General features: G+C 71.5%; 19 protein-coding genes. 13 read left to right on the forward strand and 6 right to left on the reverse strand.

The annotated features are described in order from the left end of the window. Positions 1-56 precede the first annotated feature (56 nt). The 5 genes from ASF21_RS10365 to ASF21_RS10385 all read left to right on the forward strand — a co-directional run bounded on the left by ASF21_RS10365 (position 57) and on the right by ASF21_RS10385 (position 6,323). Positions 57-1,052 (forward strand): PP2C family protein-serine/threonine phosphatase, encoded by a 996-nt coding sequence (locus ASF21_RS10365; protein ID WP_082471438.1) that lies wholly within the window; start codon positions 57-59, stop codon positions 1,050-1,052. Beyond that, on the forward strand, positions 1,049-2,560 hold the full coding sequence (locus tag ASF21_RS10370) for a hypothetical protein (RefSeq protein WP_055770408.1): 1,512 nt from the start codon (positions 1,049-1,051) through the stop codon (positions 2,558-2,560). The genes ASF21_RS10365 and ASF21_RS10370 overlap by 4 nt, the downstream gene beginning before the upstream one ends. After that, on the forward strand, positions 2,557-4,203 hold the full coding sequence (locus ASF21_RS10375) for a serine/threonine-protein kinase (RefSeq protein ID WP_055770412.1): 1,647 nt from the start codon (positions 2,557-2,559) through the stop codon (positions 4,201-4,203). The genes ASF21_RS10370 and ASF21_RS10375 overlap by 4 nt, the downstream gene beginning before the upstream one ends. A gap of 16 nt (positions 4,204-4,219) precedes the next feature. Continuing rightward, positions 4,220-4,927, forward strand: coding sequence for a hypothetical protein (locus ASF21_RS10380; protein WP_055770849.1), 708 nt, complete (start codon positions 4,220-4,222; stop codon positions 4,925-4,927). A gap of 118 nt (positions 4,928-5,045) precedes the next feature. Then, a complete protein-coding gene (locus ASF21_RS10385) occupies positions 5,046-6,323 on the forward strand; it encodes an RDD family protein (RefSeq protein ID WP_055770415.1) in 1,278 nt (425 codons plus the stop codon). 30 nt (positions 6,324-6,353) lie between these two features. Here the strand turns inward: ASF21_RS10385 and ASF21_RS10390 are convergent, their stop codons facing one another. From ASF21_RS10390 to ASF21_RS10410, 6 genes are read right to left on the reverse strand one after another with little or no spacing between them, the layout of a single operon-like run. Then, on the reverse strand, positions 6,354-7,118 hold the full coding sequence (locus ASF21_RS10390; RefSeq protein ID WP_055770418.1) for a DUF6177 family protein: 765 nt from the start codon (positions 7,116-7,118) through the stop codon (positions 6,354-6,356). Further along, positions 7,115-7,258, reverse strand: coding sequence for a hypothetical protein (locus ASF21_RS16840; RefSeq protein ID WP_157365845.1), 144 nt, complete (start codon positions 7,256-7,258; stop codon positions 7,115-7,117). Before ASF21_RS16840 ends, ASF21_RS10390 begins: the two co-directional genes overlap by 4 nt. Before the next feature lie 2 nt (positions 7,259-7,260). Next, a complete protein-coding gene (gene eccCa / locus ASF21_RS10395) occupies positions 7,261-11,292 on the reverse strand; it encodes a type VII secretion protein EccCa (protein WP_055770421.1) in 4,032 nt (1,343 codons plus the stop codon). Continuing rightward, positions 11,289-12,245, reverse strand: coding sequence for a hypothetical protein (locus ASF21_RS10400; RefSeq protein WP_157365846.1), 957 nt, complete (start codon positions 12,243-12,245; stop codon positions 11,289-11,291). Before ASF21_RS10400 ends, eccCa begins: the two co-directional genes overlap by 4 nt. 5 nt (positions 12,246-12,250) lie before the next feature. Then, positions 12,251-13,579, reverse strand: a complete 1,329-nt coding sequence (gene eccD, locus ASF21_RS10405; RefSeq protein ID WP_055770427.1) for a type VII secretion integral membrane protein EccD — start codon at positions 13,577-13,579, stop codon at positions 12,251-12,253. 4 nt (positions 13,580-13,583) lie between these two features. Next, positions 13,584-13,937: a hypothetical protein gene (locus ASF21_RS10410; RefSeq protein ID WP_055770430.1), complete on the reverse strand. Its 354-nt coding sequence runs from the start codon at positions 13,935-13,937 to the stop codon at positions 13,584-13,586. Between the two features lie 228 nt (positions 13,938-14,165). Here ASF21_RS10410 and ASF21_RS10415 point away from each other — a divergent pair, with 228 nt between their 5' ends. The 8 genes from ASF21_RS10415 to ASF21_RS10450 all read left to right on the forward strand — a co-directional run bounded on the left by ASF21_RS10415 (position 14,166) and on the right by ASF21_RS10450 (position 22,100). Beyond that, complete coding sequence (locus ASF21_RS10415; protein WP_200914819.1) at positions 14,166-14,486, forward strand: hypothetical protein; 321 nt, start codon at positions 14,166-14,168, stop codon at positions 14,484-14,486. Between the two features lie 104 nt (positions 14,487-14,590). Beyond that, positions 14,591-14,896, forward strand: coding sequence for a pore-forming ESAT-6 family protein (locus ASF21_RS10420; protein ID WP_055770437.1), 306 nt, complete (start codon positions 14,591-14,593; stop codon positions 14,894-14,896). 195 nt (positions 14,897-15,091) lie between these two features. After that, positions 15,092-15,472, forward strand: a complete 381-nt coding sequence (locus ASF21_RS16845) for a hypothetical protein (protein ID WP_157365847.1) — start codon at positions 15,092-15,094, stop codon at positions 15,470-15,472. Then, complete coding sequence (locus ASF21_RS10430; RefSeq protein WP_055770444.1) at positions 15,432-16,343, forward strand: hypothetical protein; 912 nt, start codon at positions 15,432-15,434, stop codon at positions 16,341-16,343. Before ASF21_RS16845 ends, ASF21_RS10430 begins: the two co-directional genes overlap by 41 nt. Positions 16,344-16,502: 159 nt before the next feature. Continuing rightward, entirely contained in the window at positions 16,503-17,066 is a 564-nt protein-coding gene (locus tag ASF21_RS10435) for a hypothetical protein (protein ID WP_055770447.1), read from the forward strand. Positions 17,067-18,391: 1,325 nt separating this feature from the next. Beyond that, positions 18,392-20,758, forward strand: coding sequence for an NAD-dependent DNA ligase LigA (gene ligA, locus ASF21_RS10440; protein WP_055770450.1), 2,367 nt, complete (start codon positions 18,392-18,394; stop codon positions 20,756-20,758). Then, positions 20,755-21,636, forward strand: coding sequence for an inositol monophosphatase family protein (locus ASF21_RS10445; RefSeq protein WP_055770453.1), 882 nt, complete (start codon positions 20,755-20,757; stop codon positions 21,634-21,636). The genes ligA and ASF21_RS10445 overlap by 4 nt, the downstream gene beginning before the upstream one ends. After that, positions 21,633-22,100 carry a DUF2087 domain-containing protein gene (locus tag ASF21_RS10450; RefSeq protein ID WP_055770456.1) on the forward strand — a complete coding sequence of 156 codons (468 nt, stop codon included), beginning with the start codon at positions 21,633-21,635 and terminating at the stop codon, positions 22,098-22,100. The genes ASF21_RS10445 and ASF21_RS10450 overlap by 4 nt, the downstream gene beginning before the upstream one ends. Positions 22,101-22,146 lie beyond the last annotated feature (46 nt).

Genomic DNA, 22,146 nt, shown 5'->3' on the forward strand with positions numbered 1-22,146 from the left:
AGCCCGCCCTGCCGCGACACCCCCTCCGCTTCGCCGGCCCGCTCCCGGGAACCACCATGAGTGAGCCGCAGGCCCACGGCTCGCACGCCGTCGACCTCGGAGCTGCGTCGGGCAGTGATGCGTCGAGCGGGCACGGCACCGCGGACCAGGGCGGAACGGCGTACGGCGCAGGTGGTGGCCCCGCTGTCCCGGCCGACGCCGACCCCGAACGCGACGACGCCCGCCGCTCCTCACCGAGCCTCGGCATCCGCCTGACGTACGGGTTCGGTACGGATCGGGGTCTCCGCCGCGAGCTGAACGAGGACTCCTTCATCGCCGTGGAGCCCGTCTTCGCCGTGGCCGACGGAATGGGCGGCCATGAGGCCGGCGAGGTGGCCAGCAGCATCTGCGTACGGACGCTGGGCGCCAGCAGCATCATCGGCAGCAGGGCGCCGCAGTTCAGCGCGAACGATCTCGAGGACCTCATCCGGGACGCGGACCAGCGCATCCGCAGCGAGGCGGGCGGCCACGCGGGCACCACGCTGACCGGCACCGTGCTCGTCGAGGAATCCGGCGCGCCCTACTGGCTCTTCTTCAACGTGGGCGATTCCAGGACGTACCGCCTCAGCGGCGGAACCTTCGGCCAGATCTCCGTGGACCATTCCGAGGTCCAGGAACTGGTGGACATCGGCCGCATCACGGAGGAGGAGGCGCGCACGCACCCGCGCCGGCACGTCGTCACGCGGGCGCTCGGGACGGGTGACGACGCCGAGGCGGACTTCTGGCTCATGCCCGTCGAGGAGGGCGACCGCATCCTCCTGTGCTCCGACGGGCTGAGCGGGGAGGTCACGGACGACGGTATCTGCACCATCCTCAGCACCGTGCAGGACCCGCAGGAGGCCTGCGACGAGCTGATCGCCGCGACCCTCCGGTCCGGCGCGCGGGACAACGTCACCGTGATCGTGATCGACGCGAGCGATCTCGGCGGCCACGACCCGGACGCCATCACGGTGCCGCGGGGCGGCCTCTTCGCCGCGGACGCGGACGCCCGGCTTCCCGGTGCGCCGGCGTGAACCCTGCACCGCTCGGCTACAGCCCGGGGGAGTGGCTCTGCCTCGTCCGGCACGGGCTCGTCGCCGTCGTCCCGCGATCGACGCCCGTCGAGGACCTGGAGCGCCTGTGGCAGGCGTTGCTTCCGGGCGTCTCGCTCGGACACCTGCTGCCGGTCGCCGCACGCGGGCTGGGTGCCGGACTCGACGCGGTGCCGCCCTTCGCGCTCCTGGCCGTCGGTGAGGACCTGCACGTGATGCTGCGGGGTCCGTTCGCTCTGACGACGGCGGAGCAGGGGGCGGAGACGGCGCGGGTGGCCGGGGGCGGACGCATCACCACGTGGACGGAGAGCGTCATCGAGGGTGGTGGCCGCGGGGCCTTCGAGCTCGCCTGCGGTGAAGCCGTGCCGCCGGGCCCGCTGTATCCGATGGAGTCGGGCATGGTGCTGGCCTCGGTCATCCGTGGCGGTACGCGCGTCCCGGGCACGCCCGACGTCGTCCGGGTCTCCGGTGCCGACGGGGTGTCCGGCAGCCCCGCGCGGGAGGCCGTGGTGCCCGTGACCCGCCCACCGGCTGCGGACCCACCCCGGCCGACCGACCCGGTGCCCGTTCGGCCCGCCCGTCCGGTGAAGACCCTGATCGACTCCATCCCCTGGCTGCGCGCCGACGCGGAGGGCGCGGGCTCCGGAGCGAGCGACGTCCGGACCACCGACGCCGGCACCGCCGCGGCCGCGAGGCCCGCCGATGCCGATATCGATGCCGATGCCGACGAGCCACGCTCCGCGCCGATCCCCGCAGGCATGAGCGATCACGACGGTGACACGATCATGGGCCCGCCCTCGCCCGATGCGGACTCCGACCAAGCGGACGTACGGATACCGGAAGTACCAGCACCTGCGGTGCCGGTATCTGCAGCGCCAGCACCGGAGGCTCCGGGTGAGGCGGAGGGCCGGAGGCCGACCGCCCCGCAGGCCGTGGGTGACGCCGACTCCGCGGACACGATCGTCCGGCCCGGCGCCGCTGGTCCCGATGCCCAGGAACGCTCGCTCCGGTCGCCGTCGAGCCCGGGTACGGGTCCGCTGGTCGTGGCACGCCTGTGCCGCAAGGGGCACGCCAACGCGCCCACCCGTACCGTGTGCAGCCACTGCGGATCCGGACTGAACGATGAGACGGAACAGGTGCGGCGCCCGAGCCTCGGACAGGTGCGGCTGAGCACAGGAGAGGTGTTCGAGCTCGACCGGTCGCTGGTGTTCGGGCGGCAGCCCTCCGTCTCGCGCGTCGCCGGCCGGGAGATGCCGCGGCTCGTGCAGGTGCCGAGCGGCGGTGGTGACATCTCACGCTCGCACGTCGAGGTGCGCCTGGACGGCTGGCACGTCCTGCTCTGCGACCTGCGGGCCACCAACGGCACGCTGCTGCTCCGGGCAGGCCAGCCACCGCGCCGGCTCGGCGAGGGCGAGACGGCCTTCCTGCTCGACGGCGACGTCGCCCAGCTGGCCGACGACGTCTCCCTGCGCTTCGAGGGACTGCCGTGAGCCCGAAGCGACTGCCGGCGCCGCCTCCCGCCCTTCCCGGGTACCGCTACGTCAGCCTCCTGGGCTCCGGCGGTTTCGCCGACGTCTACCTGTACGAGCAGGACCGCCCGCGTCGACGGGTCGCCGTCAAGGTGCTCCTCTCGGACCTGCGCACCGACGGCGCGCGCCGGGCCTTCGAGGCCGAGGCGAATCTGATGGCGCAGCTGTCCTCCCACCCGTACATCGTCACCATCTTCGAGGCGGACACCACGGCGGACGGGCACTCCTACCTCGCCATGGAGTACTGCTCCCGGCCCAGCCTCGACGTCCGCTACCGCAGCGGCCCGCTCTCGGTCGCGGAGGCACTGACGGTGGGCGTCCAGGTGGCGTCGGCGGTCGAGTCGGCGCACCGTGCGGGGATCGTCCACCGGGACATCAAGCCGGCCAACATCCTCGTCACGGACTACAACCGTCCCGCCCTCACCGACTTCGGGATCTCGGGCACCATCGGCGGGACGGGCGATGTGCAGGACCACGGCATGTCCGTCCCGTGGTCACCGCCCGAGGTGTTCGGGGACGAGGCGGTGGACGGCGTGCTCGCGGACGTGTGGTCCCTGGGTGCCACCGTCTACACCCTGCTCGCCGGTCACTCACCCTTCGTGCAGCCGGGGGCGGACAACGGGCAACTCGCACTGATGGACCGGATCGGATCTGCACCGTTGCGCCGGACGCACCGCGAGGACGTCCCGGACTCCCTCGAACTGGCGCTCGCCACGGCGATGTCCAAGCAGCCGTCGTCGCGCTTCCCCTCGGCCTACTCGTTCGGACTGACGCTGCAGCGCATCCAGACCGAGCTCGGATTCTCGGTCACGCCCTTCGAGGTCCTCGACGAGACCGGGGACACGGTCGGCGAGGACGACGGCGAGGAGGCGACGCGCGTACGGCGCGTCCTGTCGATCGACCCCGGCGCCGGCTCGCCCAGGCCGACCTTCGCCGACGCGCCGACCACCCGCCCCGCGACCCCCCGGTTCCTGCCCGTTCGGACGGGGCAGGACGCAGCGCAGGGGGATCCGGACGGGGGACGGACGGTTCTCCGCGGATCCTCCGCCGTTCGCGGTACCGGCACGTCATCCGGTCGGACGGGAGCGGATCCGGGCACCACGGGTCGCACGACGTCGTCGACCCTCCCGTCCGGGGCGGAAGCCACGCCGCCCGACGCTCCGCGACGCGGGGCACGGCCCGCACGCAGTACATCCGCTCTGCTCGCGGCGGGCGCCGCCGTCGTGGGCGGGATCGTCATCGCCGCGATCGCTTTGGGCGGGACGGACGAGGACACCGGGCCGCCGCCGGGCTTCACGCAACCTCCCGCCGACCCGCTCGCGGGCGTGGAGGGCAACGTGCCCCCGCCCGAAGCGGTGCAGGGCAGCGCGGACGGAGACTCGGTCACCTTCAGCTGGACCAATCCCGACCCGCGGGACGGGGACGTCTACCGATTCCGCACCGTCACGGTGCGGGAGACGTCCGACTGGACCCGGACGCTGCAGACCACCGCCTCGGTGCCGGCGGACCCGTCCGGTACCACGTGCATCGACGTCCAGACAGCGCGCGGCAACGGTCAGGGGTCGGAGCCTGCGGCCGCGTGCTGGCCCGAACAGCCCGAATGACGCGGAGAGGATGACCATGGGGGAGCTTGCGCTCGACTACTGCGGGGAGTGGCACGAGCCGCCCGACGACGCCGTGTTCAGCATCGGCAGGGAGGGTGACCTGGCGGTGGACGAGAACCCGTACCTCCACCGGCAGTTCCTGGAGATCGCCCGGCAGAACGGCATCTGGTGGCTGTCGAACGTGGGCAGCATGATCTCGGCGACCGTCGCGGACACCACCGGCGGCATGCAGGCCTGGGTCGCGCCGGGTGCGCGCATCCCCATCGTCTTCGGCCAGACGCGGGTCGTCTTCACCGCCGGACCGACCACCTACGAGTTCGACATCCACCTGCGGACTCCGGCCTTCCGGCAGCAGGCGAGGGCTGAGGACAGCGGCGGAGCGGCCACGATCGGACCCGTGCGGTTCACCGATGCCCAGAAGGCGGTGATCGTCGCGCTCGCGGAACCCCTGCTGCGGCGTGAAGGCACCGGCTACAGCGCCATCCCCTCGTCCGCCCAGGCTGCCGAGAAGCTCGGGTGGGCGCTGACCCGCTTCAACCGCAAGCTGGACAACGTGTGCGACAAGCTGGATCGGGTGGGTGTGGCGGGACTCCGCGGCGGAGCGGGCAGGCTGGCGACCAACAGGCGTGCACGGCTCGTCGAGCACGCGATCACCTCCCACCTCGTCACCGCCGAGGATCTCGGCCTGCTCGACGCCCAGCAGGGCCGCGCCGAGGACGAATGATCCCCCGGAGGGGTGGCGGAGGAACCGGCACCGCGCCCACCTAGAATCAGGACGGTCGGTGTCGCACGGTGAGGGGGACGTCCCTGCACGGCACCCCCAGGAAGACAGGACCCATCCCATGGCCCCGAAGCTCGTCAACGCCCTCGCCCGACAGCGTGTCATCGCCAAGGTCCTGGACGCCGTCCTGCCCGCGCTGGCGGTCGCGGTCGCCCTCCTGGTCAGTGGCGGGACCACGGCGGTGCTGACGGCCTCGGGTCTGGCGCTGCTGTACTGGATCGGCGTGCTCGTCTGGGAGTCGGTGTCGGGACGGACGCCGGGAAACGTGGTGGTGGGTCTCAGGACCGTCGGTCCCGCCGGTGGGCCCCCGGGATTCGGTCCCGTCCTCGTCAGGGCGCTGGCCCTGGCCGCTGCCTCGATCGTCCCGCTGGTCGGTCCCGTCGTGGTGCTCGTCTCCAACCTCTGGGACCGTGACGGACAGCGGAGGGGCTGGCACGACAAGCTGGTGGGGACCTATGTGGTGGATGTCCGCGCAGGCCGCGATCCGCTGGTCACCGGAGGCATCGACGGACCCCCTGCGCGCGACGTCGCGCACGGCGAGGATGCAGGCATCGGACCGGTACCGGTCCGAGCGGATGCGGCTGTCAGCGGCCGGTCCGGCGACGGGGTGGAGAACCTGGTGCTCGCCGGACGCAGGCTGCCGGGGCAACAGGTCGGGGGCCCGACGGACCGTTTCGCGCCGTCGAATCCGCCACCGGGATCGGGTACGACGGGAGAAGACCCGACCGGGACGACCGCCGCGGAGGCTGCAGCGGGACCGGCAACGACTCCGTCGGGAGACTCAGCAGCCGATCTCGCGGCCGGGGTCGTTCCGCGGGCACCCGCCGCGGAGGCTGCAGCGGGACCTGCCGATGGCGCTGACCGGGCCTTCGCCGGCGTCACCGCATCCGCACCCGCCGGCAGTGCTGCTGCGCCCGACGTCGCCGTCGGCACGACCTGGGCACCCGATGAGGGGCACGCGGGCGGTCGCTCCGCGCCCGGTCCTGACGTGTCGGCGGGCGACCCGGCCGTCCCCGTGCTGCGTGTGCTCGTCTTCGACGACGGCACGGAGGTCGAGATCGCCGGGCAGGCCCTGATCGGCCGCAATCCGGAACCGCGGGCCGGGGAGTCGGTCAACTACCTCATCAATTTCGCCGATCTCAACCGGTCCGTCTCCAAGACCCATGTGCATGTGGGCGTGGACGACGGTGCGGTCTGGGTGACCGACCGCGGTTCCACCAACGGCAGCTTCCTCCTGGACCAGACCGGGGTGGAGCAGCCGCTCCACCCCGAGGTACCGATGCTGCTGCCCTCGGGGTGCGGCGTCCGCTTCGGCGACAGACGGTTCACCGTCCGCTAGCTCTGCCCGGCCGGTCGACCAGTCAGCCGGTCAGCCCGCCGTCGGGCCCGCCAGCCGGTCAGCCGGCGGCACGAGGGCCAGCGCCCCCACCAGGGAGGCATAGGCCTCGAGGGAGTGCTGCCGTCCCGGGATCTCCTCCTGCGCATACTGCACGGCGAGGGACTGGGCGGGAGCAGCCCCGAGGGGCCGCGCATCCCCGCCGGACTCCGATGCGAGGCGCGCAGCGGGTGCGGCGCCGGTCGCAGCGAGTGCCTCCGGACCGAAGAGGGCGACGGCGGGAACTGTGGAGCCGGTGAAGCGCGCCGGCCGGGTCAGGCCCGTGTAGCCCACCCCGTGCCCGACGAGGGCCGTGCGTGCCCGTGCCGCGTGCAGCGCCCCGGCGAGTCCGGCCAGGTCCGCTGAGGAGAGGGGGTCGTCGCTCTCTGCCAGGATTTCGACCGATTCGACCACGGCGTCGGAGGTGCGCTCGACGGTCAGCACCCCGATCGCCGGGACGGGGCTGCTGCTGCCGGTGCGACCACGACCCCGCGGCACCGACGGGCGACGGCGTGCGCCAGGGCTTCCGCCAGCGGGTCGGTGCGGGGCACGTTGGCTGATGCATGCAGGTCCTGCCACCACACCGGCGTCCGACCGGCGTCCGACCGGCGACGGACCGTCGGCGGCGACCGGGGAGGTGAAGAGGTCCGGGATGCCGACGGATCCCTCCGGTGCCGAGACGTCGGCGCCGGGGTGCAGCCTCGCGAGCTCCGCCGGCGTGTGGACGAGCTTCGCCCGCTCGACGACGAGGAGCGTCACCGACCGGTCGTCGAGCAGTTCCAGACAGTGCCCGTCCTCGGAGGTCGTACGTCGACGGCGTCGACCACGTGACGCAGGGCCTCGATGACGACTTCTCCGGTTGGCTCGTCGACGGACAGCACGATCCAGTCACTGCTCATGCCTACCCCTCCTGTGCGTCCGGTGACACCGAGACCGCTGCCGGCTCGTTCCACAAGAGCTGCACCGTCTGGACCGGCCGTCCGGCCTGGACCAGTTGACCGCGCCCGGGCGGGAGCGCGCGAGCCCTGACCCCGCTGACCAGGGGGCCTTCGCCGCGGTCGCCGGAGAGGACGAGGGCCGCCGCCCCCGAGTCGCGGAGGGAGCTGGAGAAGGTCTCGTACAGGCCTCGCGACGAGCCCCGCACGCGTCGGGTGAGGACGGCATGGAGGCCGATCTCGCCGGCGAGGGGGAGATAGGGTGCCAGCCGCGCGAGGGGAGCCGAACCACCGGCGGTCAGGATGTCGTAGTCGTCGATGACCAGGACGATGCGCGGCATCGACTGCACGGCGGCCCGGCCTGCTCCGGTGCGCTTGTCCAGCTCGGTGGCGACGGCGGCCGCGAGCTGCTCTGCCAGGGCGGCGCTGGTCGCATAGCCGCCGAGGTAGGAATCCGGGACCTGGTCGGCCAGGGTGCGGCGGGGGTCGAAGACCGCGAGGACCACGTCGTCCGCCGTGTGCTGTGCCACCATGCTGCGGATGACGGAGCGGAGGACGTTGGTCTTGCCCGACCCCTCGTCGCCCAGGACCATCAGGTGCCGCTCGCGCAGCTCGAGGTCGAGGTACTCGACGTCGAGGTCCGCCTCGCGGAGGCCGAGGGGGACCAGCGCCTGCCGCTCGGGGACGGCGACCGTGGACGCGGGCACGGTCTCGGGCAGGACCCTGACACGCATGGCCCGCTGGTCCGTCGAGGACGCGACCGCGGCCACGAGATCGCGCATGCCCTGGACCGCCGTGTCCTCGTCGGAGACACCGTCGATGCGGGGGAGCGCGAAGTGCCCCTGGAGCCTGTTCGCGGCCAGGCCGCGCCCGGGACGTCCCAGGCTGACGGCGTCGGCGGTCTTCCGGCCGTGGGCGGACTCGCCCGGATCCGCGAGCCTGAGTTCGATCCGGTTACCGAAGAAGCTCTGCTGCGAGATGCGGATCTCGTTCATGCGCGAGGACGTCGTCACCACGTGCAGGCCGTATCCGCCGCCACGGGCGATGAGCGAGTGCACCTGCTTCTCGATGTCCTCGAACTCGTCCGTCAGCTGGCCGTAGCCGTCCAGGACCAGGACGACGTCGGCACTGGTCACCTCGGGGACCTGGCCCTGCGCACACATGCGGCGCAGGGTCGGCAGGGAGTCGATCTGGTACCGCTCGAAGAGCCGCTCACGCTCGGTCAGCATGGCGAGGAGCTCGTCGATGGTGCGGCGGATCACCTCGCGATTGCTGCGCACGGCCACCCCGCCCACGTGGGGCAGACCCTCGAGGGCCATCAGCGAGCTGCCGAGCAGGTCGATGCCGTAGACACCCACCTCGGCCGGGCTGTGGGTCAGTGCGAGGCCGGCCACGATGGTGCGGAGCGCCGTGCTCTTGCCCGTCTGCGGACCGCCTACGATCGCGAGGTTCCCGCCGTTGGCGGACAGGTCGAGCTCCCACACGCCCTGCCACTGGTGTGCCGGGTCGTCGAGGAGCCCGACGCCGATCCGGAGGGGGGCGGTCCGGGTCATGGCGTGGCCGAGACGGAGCCCCTGGCTCGTCGTCTGGATCCCCCCGGCCGCGGCGTCGAGCGAGATGCCGGCCGGCAGCGGAGGAAGCCAGATGGGGTCGACGGCGCGCGGGAAGGTGGACAGCGTCTCCATCAGGGTCGAGAGCACGGTGGGGCCCGTGGTCCGCTTCGATCCGCTGGTCGACTGCGGTGCCGGCGCCTCCCTGGCCGCCGGGTTCGAGGAGAGGAGGGTGGCGGCGTACCGCGGGACCTCGAGCACCTCGTCCAGCTCCCCGCCGTCGTCCTCGTGCTCCTGTTCCTCGAGCAGCGCGTCGAGCGGGCCCGAGACGTAGCCCGCCTTGAATCTCGTGTAGGTGGTGGTGTCCACCTTGAGGTAGCCGAACCCCGGCACAGGGGGCAGGTGGAAGGCATCGGGAGTCTCGAGCACGGTCCTGCTCTCGGCCTCGGACAGCGTACGGAGGCCGATGCGGTAGGACAGGTACGTATCGAGTCCCCGGAGCTTGCCGGCCTCGATGCGCTGGCTGGAGAGGAGGAGATGCACGCCGATGGACCGTCCGATCCGTCCGATGGACAGGAAGAGGTCGATGAAGTCGGGGCGGGCGGTGAGCAGCTCGCCGAACTCGTCGATGATGACGACGAGGTGCGGCAGGGGCGGCAGGTCCTCCCCGTGCGCCTTCCGCTCCTGCCGATGCAGCTGGTAGTCGGTGATGTTCGCGAGGTTCCCCGCGGACTTCAGGACTTCCTGGCGGCGCTGGATCTCGCCGGCGAGGCTGGCGTACACCCGCTCGATCAGGCTGAGGTCGTCGGAGAGGTTGGTGATCACACCGGTGACCTGCGGTGCCCGTTCGAAGGGTGCGAAGGTGGCGCCGCCCTTGTAGTCGACGAGCACCATGGCGAGCGTCTCGGGAGGGTGGGTGGCCAGGAGCCCGACGACGAGGCTCCGCAGCATCTCGCTCTTGCCCGATCCCGTGGCCCCGATGCACAGGCCGTGCGGGCCCTGGCCGAACTGGGCCGCCTCCTTGAGGTCGAGCAGCGTCGGTCGTCCGCGGTCGTCCGCGCCGAGGGGCACACGGAGGAAGTCGACCTCGCTGCGCGGCTGCCAGAGCCGGCGGATGTCTTCGGTCCCGAGTTCAGGGGTCAGTCCCAGCATCTCGAGGAACCCCACAGAGCTCTCGGACGCGTCGTGTTCGAGGGAGTCGGGGGACAGCCGCAACGGTGCCAGATCGCGGGCCACCGCCTCTGCCGTGGGAACCGGGAGGTCGTCGAGGATGCCGCGCTCGACGAGGGGGTCGACGCTGTCCACCCGGTAGTTCTCGACCATGAAGCCGTCCGGGGTCTCACTGATGCGCAGCGCCACCTCACCCGGCTCCTGCAGCCTGTCGGCCACCAGATGCACGGTGGTGATGCCGAGCTGACCCGGCGCGGCGTGGGTGTCGGGCAGGTGCAGTTCCACGGGTAGGCGTCCGTAGGCGTCCACCACCACGAGGAGGCGGGGCAGCGCAGCGCCGACACCGCCGCGGAGGAAGTTCTTGCGGGACTCGGCAGCGAGGCTCGACCGTTCGAGGAGATCCTCGCGGAGGAGGTCGGAGAGGTGCTCGACCGTCGGTGCGAGCCGGCGCACCGGTCCTGTCCGGTGGGTCTTCTGCTGGTCGGCGAGGTGCGGGAGCCAGGTCGCCCACTCCCAGTCGGGGCGCTCCTGTTCGTCGCAGGCGATCGCGAGGAGCAGGTCCTCGGGGGAGTGGAAGGACGCGGTCTCGGCGACGAGCAGCCGCCCGACCTGCAGCACGAACGCGCGGGAACCGATCACGCTGACGTTTCCGGCACAGTCGAGGGGCAGCGTGATGGGCAGGTCCGGGCTCGACTCGTAGCGCTGCCTGAGCAGCTCCAGCTCCGTCGTCATGAACGTGTCGGCCTGCTGCAGGGCGGACCGCGCGTCGGCGACGTGGATCTCGCGGTTGCGCCTCGGGCCCGTGCCGAGGCGCACACGCAGGAAGTCCTCGTTGGCACGCCGGCGTTCCCACAACCGCTGGGGGTTGCGGATGATGTCGAAGAGGGCGTCCGGCGGGGGACTGCCGACCCTGGCGACGCGCTCGGCGAGCTGCTCCTCGGCGCGTAGCTGGGTCCTCGCGCGCTCCAGGTACTCGAGGTAGTTCTCCCGCTGCTCCCGCCGCTGCCGGCCCTGCTTGCCCCGCTGGCTCACCATCATGACCACCGAGGCGAGCACGGTGACGATCATCATGAGTGCGCCGACGGCGGCCAGGGAGGATCCCCTGAAGAGCATCATCACGGTCATCGACAGGCCCGCGCCGAGCAGCGGCACGAGGGACATCATGTTCATCCCGCCCCCGCCGGATTCGACAGGTGGTGGGGCGTCCAGGCTGAAGGGCGGAAGCTGGCGGGCCGGTGGCGTGGTGCGGGCCGGCCGGTGCACGATCCGCACGCTCATCGGACGCCTCCGTCGATCGCCAGGTGCAGCGCGCGGGACGCGAGTTCGCTCACCTGCAGCCGCGTCCTCCGCGCGAGCAGCGCCAGGGCCAGTTCCACTCCGGCCGCGAGGTGCCGGTCGTAGTCGAGGTGGACCGCGGGGATGCCCGCCCCGCTCAGCCGCGCGGCCTGTCGTGCGGGGTCCAGGGCGGCGCGGTCATCCACGCGGACGACGACGACGAGCAGCGGCACGTACCCGGGCTCGCCCGGTTGCGGCCACCGGTAGGTGACGGCGAGGGCGTCCTCGATCCCTGCGACGGACGCCGGGGTCACGAGGAGGGCGGCGTGAGCCTGGTCGACGGCCCAGACGGTCGTGGGGAGCTCCATCCCCGCGCCGCAGTCGTAGACGGTGACGGGACAGAACCGGGAGACGGTGCGGGCCAGGCCCGTCGCGTCCTCCGTGCGCGTCCCGGCGAAGGGCGGCACCGTGAGGCGGGCGGCCCCGCTCCCCGCGACCAGGAGGTTCTCCTGTGCCCTGCCCATGACCCCTGCGAGCCCGTCGACGGTGACCACGGGTCCCGAGGCGATGAGCTCGGCGGCGGACGGCGCGGATTCGAGGCCCAGCCTGAGGCTGAGGGTGCCGAGACCGGTACCGGCGTCGATCGCCGCGATGGTGTCCGAGCGCATGGCCGCGAACACGCGTGCGAGGAGCGCGGCCGTCGTCGTCCTCCCGGCTCCGCCGCGCGATCCGATGACGGCGATACGCCGCCCGGTCGTCACGGGGGCCTGGGTGCCCGCCGCCGCCCGGGTGAGCTCCTCGCCATAGGCGTCGCTGCGGAAGAGGTCGGTGACGTTCTGCACCAGGGTCCGCAGCGGACCGTCCGCGGGACGCGTCCTGAGGACCCTCCGGAGGCGTTCCTCCGGCGTCTCGAAGGAGCCGGTGCCATGAGGGACGGGGTTGGAAGAGGTCGTCACGGCGTTCATCCGAAGCTTTCGAGGAGTTGGGCGAAGACGCCGAACATCCCCACGGTGAGGGGGACGGAGACGAGGATCGCCAGGGTCTCGAGGCGTTTGGCCTGCTGCCGGCCCCGCGCGGCGACATGGTCGGCCGGGGCGACAGCCAGCGAGACGGCACTGACCACACCGATCAGCAGCACGACGACGCCGACGAGCCAGGGCTGGTGGGGGAGGAACCGGAGGGCGCCGAGCGCGAGTGCGGCGAGACCGACGGCAGACGCGGCATACAGGGCGATCCGCTCGGCCGCGAGCGGGAAGGCACGGGCACGCAGGGCGGTCGCCACGATCAGCGCGGCCAGGAGCGGCAGGGTCCATGCCTGCGTGCTCGCATCGGTGCCGATGATCCAGAGGCCGGTTCCGATGGAGACGGCGGTGACGACCGATCCGAGGCTGAGTGTCGCGTGTGCGGCAGCGATCGCGTCGATCGCGTCGGTCCGTGCGATCGTGTCCCCTTTCGCCCGCTGGTCGTCGAGCGTCGCGAGCCCGGAGGAGGTCAGTGCGATCTTCGGCAGCAGCCCGAGCACCAGGACGCCGGCGAGGGCCGCGAGGGCGGCCGCCTTCGGCGGGTCGGGGGCGAGGACCGTCGCCGTTACCCAGACGAGGGACACGGTGGCAAGGGTGAGTGCCGCGCTGGTCATCGCCCGGCGCCTGTCCGCCACGATCCCGATGGCGAGGAACAGGACGATGGTCAGGACCGCGGTGAGGAGCGCGGCCACGGGTAGTCCGTCGTCCCGGTGGACGAACCCGGCGAAGGCGCAGATCCAGCCGGTGGCGAGCAGGGCGATTCCCACGGTCCGGAGGCGGGGGGCGGCACCGGCGAGCGTCCCTGCGCCGAGGAGGACGACCCCGAGGGCGCCCATGATCCACCAGGCGCTGTCCGCGGCGTAGGCCTCGAGCAGCAGCTCCGCGCCGGCCCACAGCCCGAGCGCCGTGAGGACGACAGCCGTCACCGATGCCAGTCCGGCGGTCCAGCGACCACGGACCTCCGGGCCGCCGTCCACCACGAGGTCGGTCACGTCGTAGACGACGGCGGCGGGCGGAGCCTCGGCCGCGTCGCACAGGAGGAGGGAGGACCCGTCGGTGACACCCGCGTCGTCGAGCGTGCCGGCGGCGTCGAGCGGTGCACCATCGGGGCGGACGAGCAGCTTGGCGGCGACGTCCTCGCTCGGCTCGTCCTGCAGGAGGTCGAGGACCTGTGGCATCAGGCCCCCCACGGGCCGGTCGGAGGGGAGGAGGAGGTCGAGGTGGCGCCTGGTGCCGATGAGGGTCACCCGGGTGAAGGCGTGGGCCATCCGGTCAGTCTCCAAGGGGTCGGTGGGGGAACCAGGGCGAGGCCTGGTTGCGGGGGTCGCCCGCGGGCTGGTGGACGATGCCGACGGCGCTGTTCTGCTGTTGCTGCTGGCGCTCGCGCTGCTCCTCGAGGAGGTTGCTGACGAAGGAGATGCCGACACACACCGAGGCGACGACGGCGGCGAGGGCGACGCTGAAGAGGAAGAGCCGCGCGGAATCCATCCACCGTCGCTGGTGCGGATTCGCACCGAAGAGGACCGCGTTGGTGAGGCGGTTCCTGCGGACGGTGACGGACTCGATGAGCTGGCTGTCGTAGTCGTTCGCCACAAGACCCCCCGGATTGTTCCTGAAACCGTTCATATACTCGCATCCTTTGACCCGCACGCCGTCCTCCGCGGGCCGGGATGGGGAGAACTACCCATCCTCCGACCTTGACCATCGGCCCCCAGGCCGGTTCGATGAGTACAGCAGGGCCCGCAGGCGTGATGTCGCCCGGGTCCGCGGTCCGCCGGGGCCGGCCCGCTCAGGGTGCAGCAGAGGCATCGAGAAGCGCCGGAAGGCGCCAAGGGGGTAATCGTGAAGTTCGACATGGGTTCACAGACACTGTCCACGCTGACACAGCAGACCGGTACGTCGAACGAGGACCTGGGCCAGCTGGTCCGCAGCCTCGTGGAGGCCGTCGCCCCGCTCGAAGGCAAGTTCAACGGTCAGGGCCGCGTCCGCTTCGACGAGTTCAAGCACCGTACGGACGTCGTCGCCAACGAACTGAACGCCTCGCTCGGCATCATCCTGCAGGGTCAGTCGGAGATGGACACCGCCTTCCAGACCGGCGACCAGGAATCGGCGGACAACGCGACCCAGCAGCAGGGGTCGGCCGCCTTCGACGCCGCGCGCTTCGGCGGGCGCTAGCCCAGCCGGTCAGCCGGTCAGGCCGCGCATCGCGGCTCCGCCCTGCGGGGCACCTCCACTTCTCCCGAGTACGGCGCCGGACCACCGGTGCGGAAGGACACACCATGTCACAGGATCGCGTCAGCTTCGATACAGATATCTCCGCCTCCGTCCAGGGCGACATCCAGTCGATCGTCGGGCGTCTCGAGGCCCTCATCGCCGACCGCGAGAAGGCCGTCAGCACGGCGATGTCGGATTTCCAGGCCGACGGCGTCTCGGAGGAGTACCAGGCGGTCGAGGTGCGCTTCAAGAATGCCGCCAACGAGACCCGCAACATCATCTCGCTGGTCAAGGAGACGCTGGGCCTGAACGACCAGACCGCCACGGGTGCTGGTTCCCGGGCGCGTTCCGCCGTGCAGAACATCGGCTGATGTGCCCCGGCACCACCGGGACACCTGCGTCGGCGGAGGGCCGGACGGGGGAGTCGAATGTCCTGTGACGTAGCGACCGGCGAGGTCGTCGCCGTCCTGAACAGCGTGAACGACGAGATGCAGGCCTAGGAGGCCCTCTTCACGACCCTCGGTGAGAACCTCTCGGCGCTGGCCACCGCGTGCCTGGCCGAGCCCGTGTCGGCGGAACCGGAGTCGCTGAGCACCGAGGTGGTGCAGCCGGCCCTGCAGAACGTGGCGGGACGGTCCGGCGCGGCCGTCGGCGCGGTGAACGAGGTGGCGACGATCCTGACGACGGCGGACATCGACAGGACGACCGCCGCGAACCAGGCACTCGTCCGCACCGAGCAGGCGAAGGTCGACGACCTGCCGGACGGCGGCGGGTCCGCCGCACCGGCCTCGCGCACCATCCCCCGCTGGGGGCGGCGCCCACCACGCGTGGGTCCGCAGCGGCCGCGGCCCTTCTCCGTCCGCGTCGATCCCGATGGGTCGCCCACACCTCCCGGACAGGTCTCCCATGACGATCGACATCGCCGGGTTCGACGCGGTGCTTCCTGATGCGGAAGACATCAGGACGGCCGCCGGAGCGTTCAAGGACACCGTCGGCTCGATCAACACCACCGCCACGGTCACCGGGCTGTCGACGGTGTTCCCCCATCATCCGGAGGGAGCCTTCGTCAGCCTGGGGTGGGGTGGGCGGCTGGAATCCCCGGCGGAGCTTGCTCCACGCTATGAAGCGATGTTCGCCCTGATCCAGCAGCTGGCAGGTGACTCCTTCCGCTTGTACGGGGGACGCCCGACCCCGGAGGCGGAGGTCGGGGAAGTACCGATGAACGGTGCTCCCCTGATCGAGTGGATCGCGTCATACGGTCGCGAGCCCGGAGCCGAGCGCGTGCCGTGGAGCACGACGTCCGCGTCACTGAGAGCAGACCCGGAGGCCACAGGACATCGGACGGCCTCCATCTCTGTGGCTGCCGGGGCTCCTACGCGGACGGCGAACACGGTCCTGCTTCGTCTGGCGCCGGACTTCCCGATCGGGACCGCCCAGGAATCGGTGGAACTCCTGCTGGCCCTGGTCCGCATCTGGCAGCCCGATATCGCGGTCCTCCTGACGTCCGACGCTGTTGCGTCGATGTCCCCGTCCACGCATGCGGCGTATGCGTCGTGGACGTCGACCCTGGCTCGGGGGGAGGAACCGACGGGCAGGGGGGAGACCGCCGTTCGCTACGGGGACGGGACGGTGCGGATCGCCGAGGAATGGTCGGTCGAGGCTCTGACAGCGCTCAACGGTGAACTGGTCGCGGCCGGTGCGCCTCGCCTGTCGAAAGGTCGCGCACTGCAGCTCCCGCCGACCCTTCCCCATGACGTGCCCGAGCATCTGGTGGACATCTGCCGGCACATCCGCGTCCCGAACCCACGTGGGAGGTGACGGATGGACCCAGGACTGCGGGCGTGCACGTCCATCGTTCCCGACCGACCGAAGCCCTGCGGTGGCGTTCCGGTCGACGTCGGACCTCCGCCGATCCCACCCGGCGGTGACGGACCCGTGGACGCCGCGGCTGCGGGCGGACCTCGGCCGAGGAAACACGTGAGGACGCTGCGGGAATCGATCGATCCTGAGGTGCTGGCGATCGTGGCGGAGTGGTTCGGGGGCAGTGCGCCGGTGTGGCAGGACGACGAGTGGGCCTGCTACGACGCCGAGACGGACGGGATCCTGATCACGGGTGAGCCGGGCGCCGTGTCGGTGTTCTTCACCCTTCATCAGGGCGACCGCGGTGGTGGCCCCGATGTGGTGTGCACGGATCCGGCCGACGCACTGCGGTATGCCCTGTTCACAGCGGGTGTCAGGTTTCGTCAACGGCATCTGTACGGGCGCCTGCTGGTTCCGTTCTCGCCGGCGCTCGCGCGTGCAGGGTTCACCGCCGCACCCCTCAACGGATTCGGGGCGACGCTGACGGTGGACGGCGGGGAGGATCCGGCGTCGGAGCGGCGATTGTCCTTCAGGATGCGAGGGGAGGCGACGGAGGCGACGTTCTACCTGGGTGCCGGCTTCCCGGACCTGATGGACTCGATGCGCGCGCCGGGCGGACAGCCCCTGTTCGGGGACGTGCGCCAGGTCCCGGCAACGAGCCTTGAGCGGGCCCGGCCCTGATCGGTGTCGTCGTCCCTGGTCCTTGTCCTTCGTCGCGGCGCTGTTCGGTGCCGGCAGTGAGAGTGGTGTGATGGTGCGGGTGAGTGGTGGAAGGTCCCGGTTCGTCCGGCCTGTCGGTTCGGATGTGGTGCGTCAGTGGTTCGACGCCGATGAGGGCGTGTCGGTGGCGAGCTTCCTCGAGCAGTGTGACCTGCCCCTGCAGTTCGTGGACGGCCAGGGCCTGTGGGCTGTGACGATCGGCGAGGCGGGTCGGGTGGAGGCGGTGGTTCGTCAGGCATCGGCGCCGGGCGCGCGGGGTGCCGTCCCGGACGTGCTGTACGCGACGGACCGTACGCTGGGCGAGTTCGCCTCCGATGACGGGGCGGTGCACGTGGTGTTCACGTCGACCCCTGGGCCGCTGGCCGAGGTGGTGGAGCGCGCGAAGGACGGTCGGGTCTGGACGGCGTCGTCCCCGGGCGGCGAGGTCCGCAACGGTCGGGCGGCCGACGCCGTCGTGCAGTTCGCGAAGAGTCCTGACCAGCGGTCGATGATCGAGGTGCTGCGTGGCTGCCTCGCCGGTGAGTTGCTGGTGGATGTGACCGGCTCCGACGCGGCGTCGCCAGCCCTGCGCGGTTTCCTGGGGGCCCGCGATGTTCCGGCGATCGGCGTGTTCACGGACCAGGGCGAACTCGCCCGGTTCCTGGCGGGCCAGGGCGACGGATCAGATGCGCCGCAGTCGCTCGCCCTGCCGGGTGTCCTCGCCCTGCAGACGGCTCTGGAGGATTCGAGGGTGGGCTGGGTGCACGTGAATCCGGCAGGTCCCACGTGTGCTCTGGCCCGTCCGGACCTCGAGTTCGCCCTGCAGGGGCCGCCGAACCAGGCGCTGCGCGAGGTGGTGGTGCGGCAGGGCTCGCAGCAGGAACTGTTCACGGCGATGCTGGGGGACACGAGGGTGTTCCTGGGTGAGATCGAGCGGGACGGCAGGAAGCAGCCCCTCACCGTACCGGTGGACCAGGACGGATCCATCGAGGTCCACCTCGCTGTGTTCACGTCTGCTGCCGAGGTCGCGGCGTTCGATGCCACGGCGGCGGTGCGGGCGTTCACGGCGGAGTGGGTGATGCAGCTGCTGTTCGGGCAGCGGCTCGCCGGGGTGCTGATCGACCCGGCCGGCCCGTCGGCCTCGATCGGGTCGTTCCAGATCTGGCACCTGCTCGACAATCCTCCGCTCGACGGCCGGCCAGGAACGTCCGGGGCGCGTCGTAGCCGCGGACGCCCTGCGCCGCTCCACGGGGGCTCGGGGGTCCTCGCCAGTGGCCCGTGTCGGAGCCGTAGGGCAGGATGGGCGAGTGACTTCCCCAGCAGACGATGCATCACCGGACAACCCGCGGACGGGTTCGGGCGGACCTCCCGAGGGCGATCTCCGGGAGGAGTACGCGTTGCTCGCGGAGGAGATCCGGAAACACCGGATCGCCTACTACCAGGAGGCGGCTCCCACGGTGTCGGACGCCGAGTTCGACGCCCTGTTCCGGCGCCTGGAGGAACTCGAGGCCCTTCACCCAGAACTCGTCTCGAATGACTCGCCCACCCAGGAGGTCGGCGGCGAGGTCTCCTCCGCCTTCACGCCGGTCGACCATCTGGCCCGCATGTACAGCCTCGAGGACGTCTTCTCCCTCGAGGAACTGAAGGTCTGGCTGGACCGTGCCACGGCAGGCGTCGAGCAGCGCAGCCCCGGCGCGGGCATCCAATGGCTCACGGAACTCAAGATCGACGGTCTGGCCGTCAATCTCCTGTACCGCGACGGCGAGCTCGTCCGGGCCGCCACCAGGGGGGACGGTGTCACCGGCGAGGACATCACGCACAACGTCCTCACCATCGCGTCGGTCCCGAAGCGACTCGCCGGTACCGATCACCCCGAGGAGGTGGAGATCCGGGGCGAGGTGTTCTTCCCCACCAAGGAGTTCGGCCAGCTCAACGAACGCATGGTCGCCGCGGGCAAGGCGCCCTTCGCCAACCCCCGCAACGCTGCGGCCGGCTCGCTCCGCCAGAAGGACCCGGCCATGACGGCCGAGCGTCCGCTGGACATGTACGTGCACGGGATCGGAGCGAGGACCGGCCTGTCCGCCGAGACCCAGTCCGGCACCTACGAGCTCCTGAAGGCCTGGGGACTGCCCACGTCGCCGTACTACAGGGTGCTGCAGGACCAGGCCGAGGTCGTCGCGTTCATCGAGCACTACGGCGACCATCGCCACGACCTGCTGCACGAGATCGACGGCATCGTGGTGAAGGTGGACAGCTTCGCCCTGCAGCGCGCGCTCGGTCACACCTCACGCGCACCCCGCTGGTCCGTGGCCTACAAGTACCCGCCCGAAGAGGTGAACACGAAACTGCTGGACATCCTCGTCAACGTCGGACGCACCGGGCGCGTGACCCCATTCGGCCTCATGGAACCGGTGAAGGTCGCCGGGTCCACGGTCGGCATGGCCACTTTGCACAACCAGGAGGTCGTGAAGGCCAAGGGCGTCATGATCGGGGACATCGTGGTGCTGCGGAAGGCAGGGGACGTGATCCCGGAGATCGTGGGTCCCGTCATCGCGCTCCGGGACCAGCAGGACCCGCCCGTGCGGGAGTTCGTCATGCCCACCGAGTGCCCGTCCTGCGGGACGGCGCTCCAGCCGGCCAAGGAGGGCGACGTCGACATCCGCTGCCCGAATGCGCGGTCCTGCCCCTCCCAGCTCCGGGAGCGTGTCTTCCACCTGGCCGGCCGTGGTGCCTTCGACATCGAGGCCCTCGGATGGGAAGCGGCCATCGCGCTGACGCAGCCGGTCGAACCGGAGCTACCGCCCATCACCACCGAAGCGGACATCTTCGACCTCACGCCCGAGAAGCTCGCCGATGTGAGGATCGAGCGGGACAAGAAGGTCAAGGGCGTGGTGACCGGCCGTGAGCTGGTGCCGTACTTCTACTCGAAGGGCACGGCCAAGAAGCCGTCCGAACCGAGCGCCACCACCCGCAAGCTCTTCACCGAGCTGGAGAAGGCGAAGCGGCAGCCGCTCTGGCGCGTCCTCGTCGCGCTCTCCATCCGCCACGTCGGTCCGACAGCCTCCCGGGCCCTGGCGACGGCGTTCGGCTCGATGGGACGCATCCGCGCGGCCACCGAGGAGGAACTCGCCGACGTCGACGGCGTCGGTCCGACGATCGCGGTGGCCCTGACCGAGTGGTTCGCCGAGGACTGGCACCGGGAGATCGTGGACCGGTGGACCGCCGCGGGTGTCCGCATGGAGGACGAGGTGGACGAGAGCACCCCCCGTACGCTCGAAGGCCTCACCGTCGTGGTCACCGGATCGCTCGAGCGGTACAACCGCGACGAGGCGAAGGAGGCCATCATCACCCGGGGCGGCAAGGCAGCGGGCTCGGTGTCGAAGAACACGAGTTACGTGGTGGCGGGTGAGAACGCGGGCACCAAGCTGGAGAAGGCGGAAGCACTCGGTGTCGCCGTGCTGGACGAGGAGGGGTTCATCGCGCTGCTGGAGCACGGGCCCGCCGCGCCGGCGGGCACCGCCGACGGGAGCGGCTCGGCCGCCGACCCGGCCGGGGAGTCCGGCCAGGGCCACGCTGCCGGGGAGCCGGATCCCAGCGAGGACGAGGACGTCGCAGGGGATCTCGACGCCGGCGCCGGCACCGATGCGACGACGGCGGCAAGGCCCGAGGGATGACCGCGGTACCCGGCCCGGTGGGAGCGGTGTCGGCATCCGTCCCCGCGCTGCTCCACCTCGCGCGCCAGGCAGCCGCTGCCGGGGCCGCCGTCCTCGCGCGCCGTGATCCCTCGGCCTTTGAGGCCGGCAGCAAGAGCTCGGACAGCGACTGGGTGACGGCGTTCGACGTCGCTGCGGAGCGGGACGTGCGGGGCGTCATCACCGATTCCCGGCCGCACGACATCATTTCGGGAGAGGAACTGGGCACCACCGTGCCACCGGGCCCGGCGGCCGCGTCCGACCGCATGCGGTGGTCCATCGACCCGCTCGACGGCACCACGAACTTCATCCGCGGGATCGTCTACTACGGAACCTCCGTGGCCGTCGCCGACGCGAAGGGTGAGTGGCTCGCGGGCGTCGTCCATGCGCCCGCCCTGCGCCGGGTCTACTGGGCGTCCCGGGGTGGGGGAGCCTGGCTGAACGACGACGGCGCCGTCCGACGGCTCTCGGGTCCGATCGTCGGACGCGGCGGCCTCCTCGCGACGGGCTTCTCCTACGACCCCTCGACGCGCAGCCACCAGGTGCGCGAGCTCGCGGACCTGCTCGACGGGTTCGGGGACCTGCGGCGGCTCGGCTCGGCGGCGCTGGACCTCTGTCTGGTGGCCGACGGCACGCTCGACGCGTTCGTCGAGCGTGGGCTCAACGAACACGATTATGCCGCGGGCGCCCTGATCGCGGCGGAGGCCGGTGTCGCGGTGCGCCGCCCCGACCTCACCCCGATGCTCGACGGCGGACCGGGCGACGCCGAGCGCCTCGGAGCCGTCACCGTTGCCGGACCGGAGGACTTCGTCCACGCCGTCACCGGAGCTGTCGCCCGCTCGACCGAGAGGCCGCGATGACCACGCCGTCCTGGCAGAAGGTGTTCTCCACGCTGGCCGGAGGTCGATCGCGCGAGCTGTACGCCAGGGCCGTCCTCGGACAGCCGCTCGAGGCGACGCAGAAGGAGCTGCAGCGTCTGAGGGACGCGGGGCTCGTCCTGCCGGACGGCACTGTCGACGAGCACCTCTTCAAGGCTGTCCTGGCGGCCGCGGCACCGGGAACGCCGAAGGGCGCGGACAGGTTCTTCCACGAGGGCCGGATCCACGGGTTGCCGCGCGCCGGCCAGGATCGTGCGGACCTGCTCTCGCACCTCGCGGAGCGGCTCCTGCCGGCTGACCAGGAGATCAGTGAGCCCGAGGTCAACCGGTTGCTCGCCACGGTGACGCGCGATGTCCCGACGCTCCGCCGCGCGCTGGTGGATCACGGCCTGATGGAGCGCTACCCGGACGGCACCGGATACCGACGGGTGAGCGCGGCGGCCTGATCCGACGGTCCGGTGGGCCGACCACCTGCAGGTGCGTGGAGGCAGT

The organism is Arthrobacter sp. Leaf234, from assembly GCF_001422665.1.
Taxonomy (GTDB): Bacteria; Actinomycetota; Actinomycetes; order Actinomycetales; family Micrococcaceae; genus Arthrobacter_D.

Bases quoted from the DNA above. Each gene is read 5' to 3' on its own strand.
- ASF21_RS10365 (WP_082471438.1), top strand. From the start codon at position 57: ATGAGTGAGCCGCAGGCCCACGGCTCGCACGCCGTCGACCTCGGAGCT.
- ASF21_RS10380 (WP_055770849.1), top strand. From the start codon at position 4,220: ATGGGGGAGCTTGCGCTCGACTACTGCGGGGAGTGGCACGAGCCGCCC.
- ASF21_RS10385 (WP_055770415.1), top strand. From the start codon at position 5,046: ATGGCCCCGAAGCTCGTCAACGCCCTCGCCCGACAGCGTGTCATCGCC.
- ASF21_RS16840 (WP_157365845.1), bottom strand. From the start codon at position 7,258: ATGAGCAGTGACTGGATCGTGCTGTCCGTCGACGAGCCAACCGGAGAA.
- eccCa (WP_055770421.1), bottom strand. From the start codon at position 11,292: ATGAGCGTGCGGATCGTGCACCGGCCGGCCCGCACCACGCCACCGGCC.
- eccD (WP_055770427.1), bottom strand. From the start codon at position 13,579: ATGGCCCACGCCTTCACCCGGGTGACCCTCATCGGCACCAGGCGCCAC.
- ASF21_RS10410 (WP_055770430.1), bottom strand. From the start codon at position 13,937: ATGAACGGTTTCAGGAACAATCCGGGGGGTCTTGTGGCGAACGACTAC.
- ASF21_RS10415 (WP_200914819.1), top strand. From the start codon at position 14,166: ATGGGTTCACAGACACTGTCCACGCTGACACAGCAGACCGGTACGTCG.
- ASF21_RS10420 (WP_055770437.1), top strand. From the start codon at position 14,591: ATGTCACAGGATCGCGTCAGCTTCGATACAGATATCTCCGCCTCCGTC.
- ASF21_RS10430 (WP_055770444.1), top strand. From the start codon at position 15,432: ATGACGATCGACATCGCCGGGTTCGACGCGGTGCTTCCTGATGCGGAA.
- ASF21_RS10445 (WP_055770453.1), top strand. From the start codon at position 20,755: ATGACCGCGGTACCCGGCCCGGTGGGAGCGGTGTCGGCATCCGTCCCC.
- ASF21_RS10450 (WP_055770456.1), top strand. From the start codon at position 21,633: ATGACCACGCCGTCCTGGCAGAAGGTGTTCTCCACGCTGGCCGGAGGT.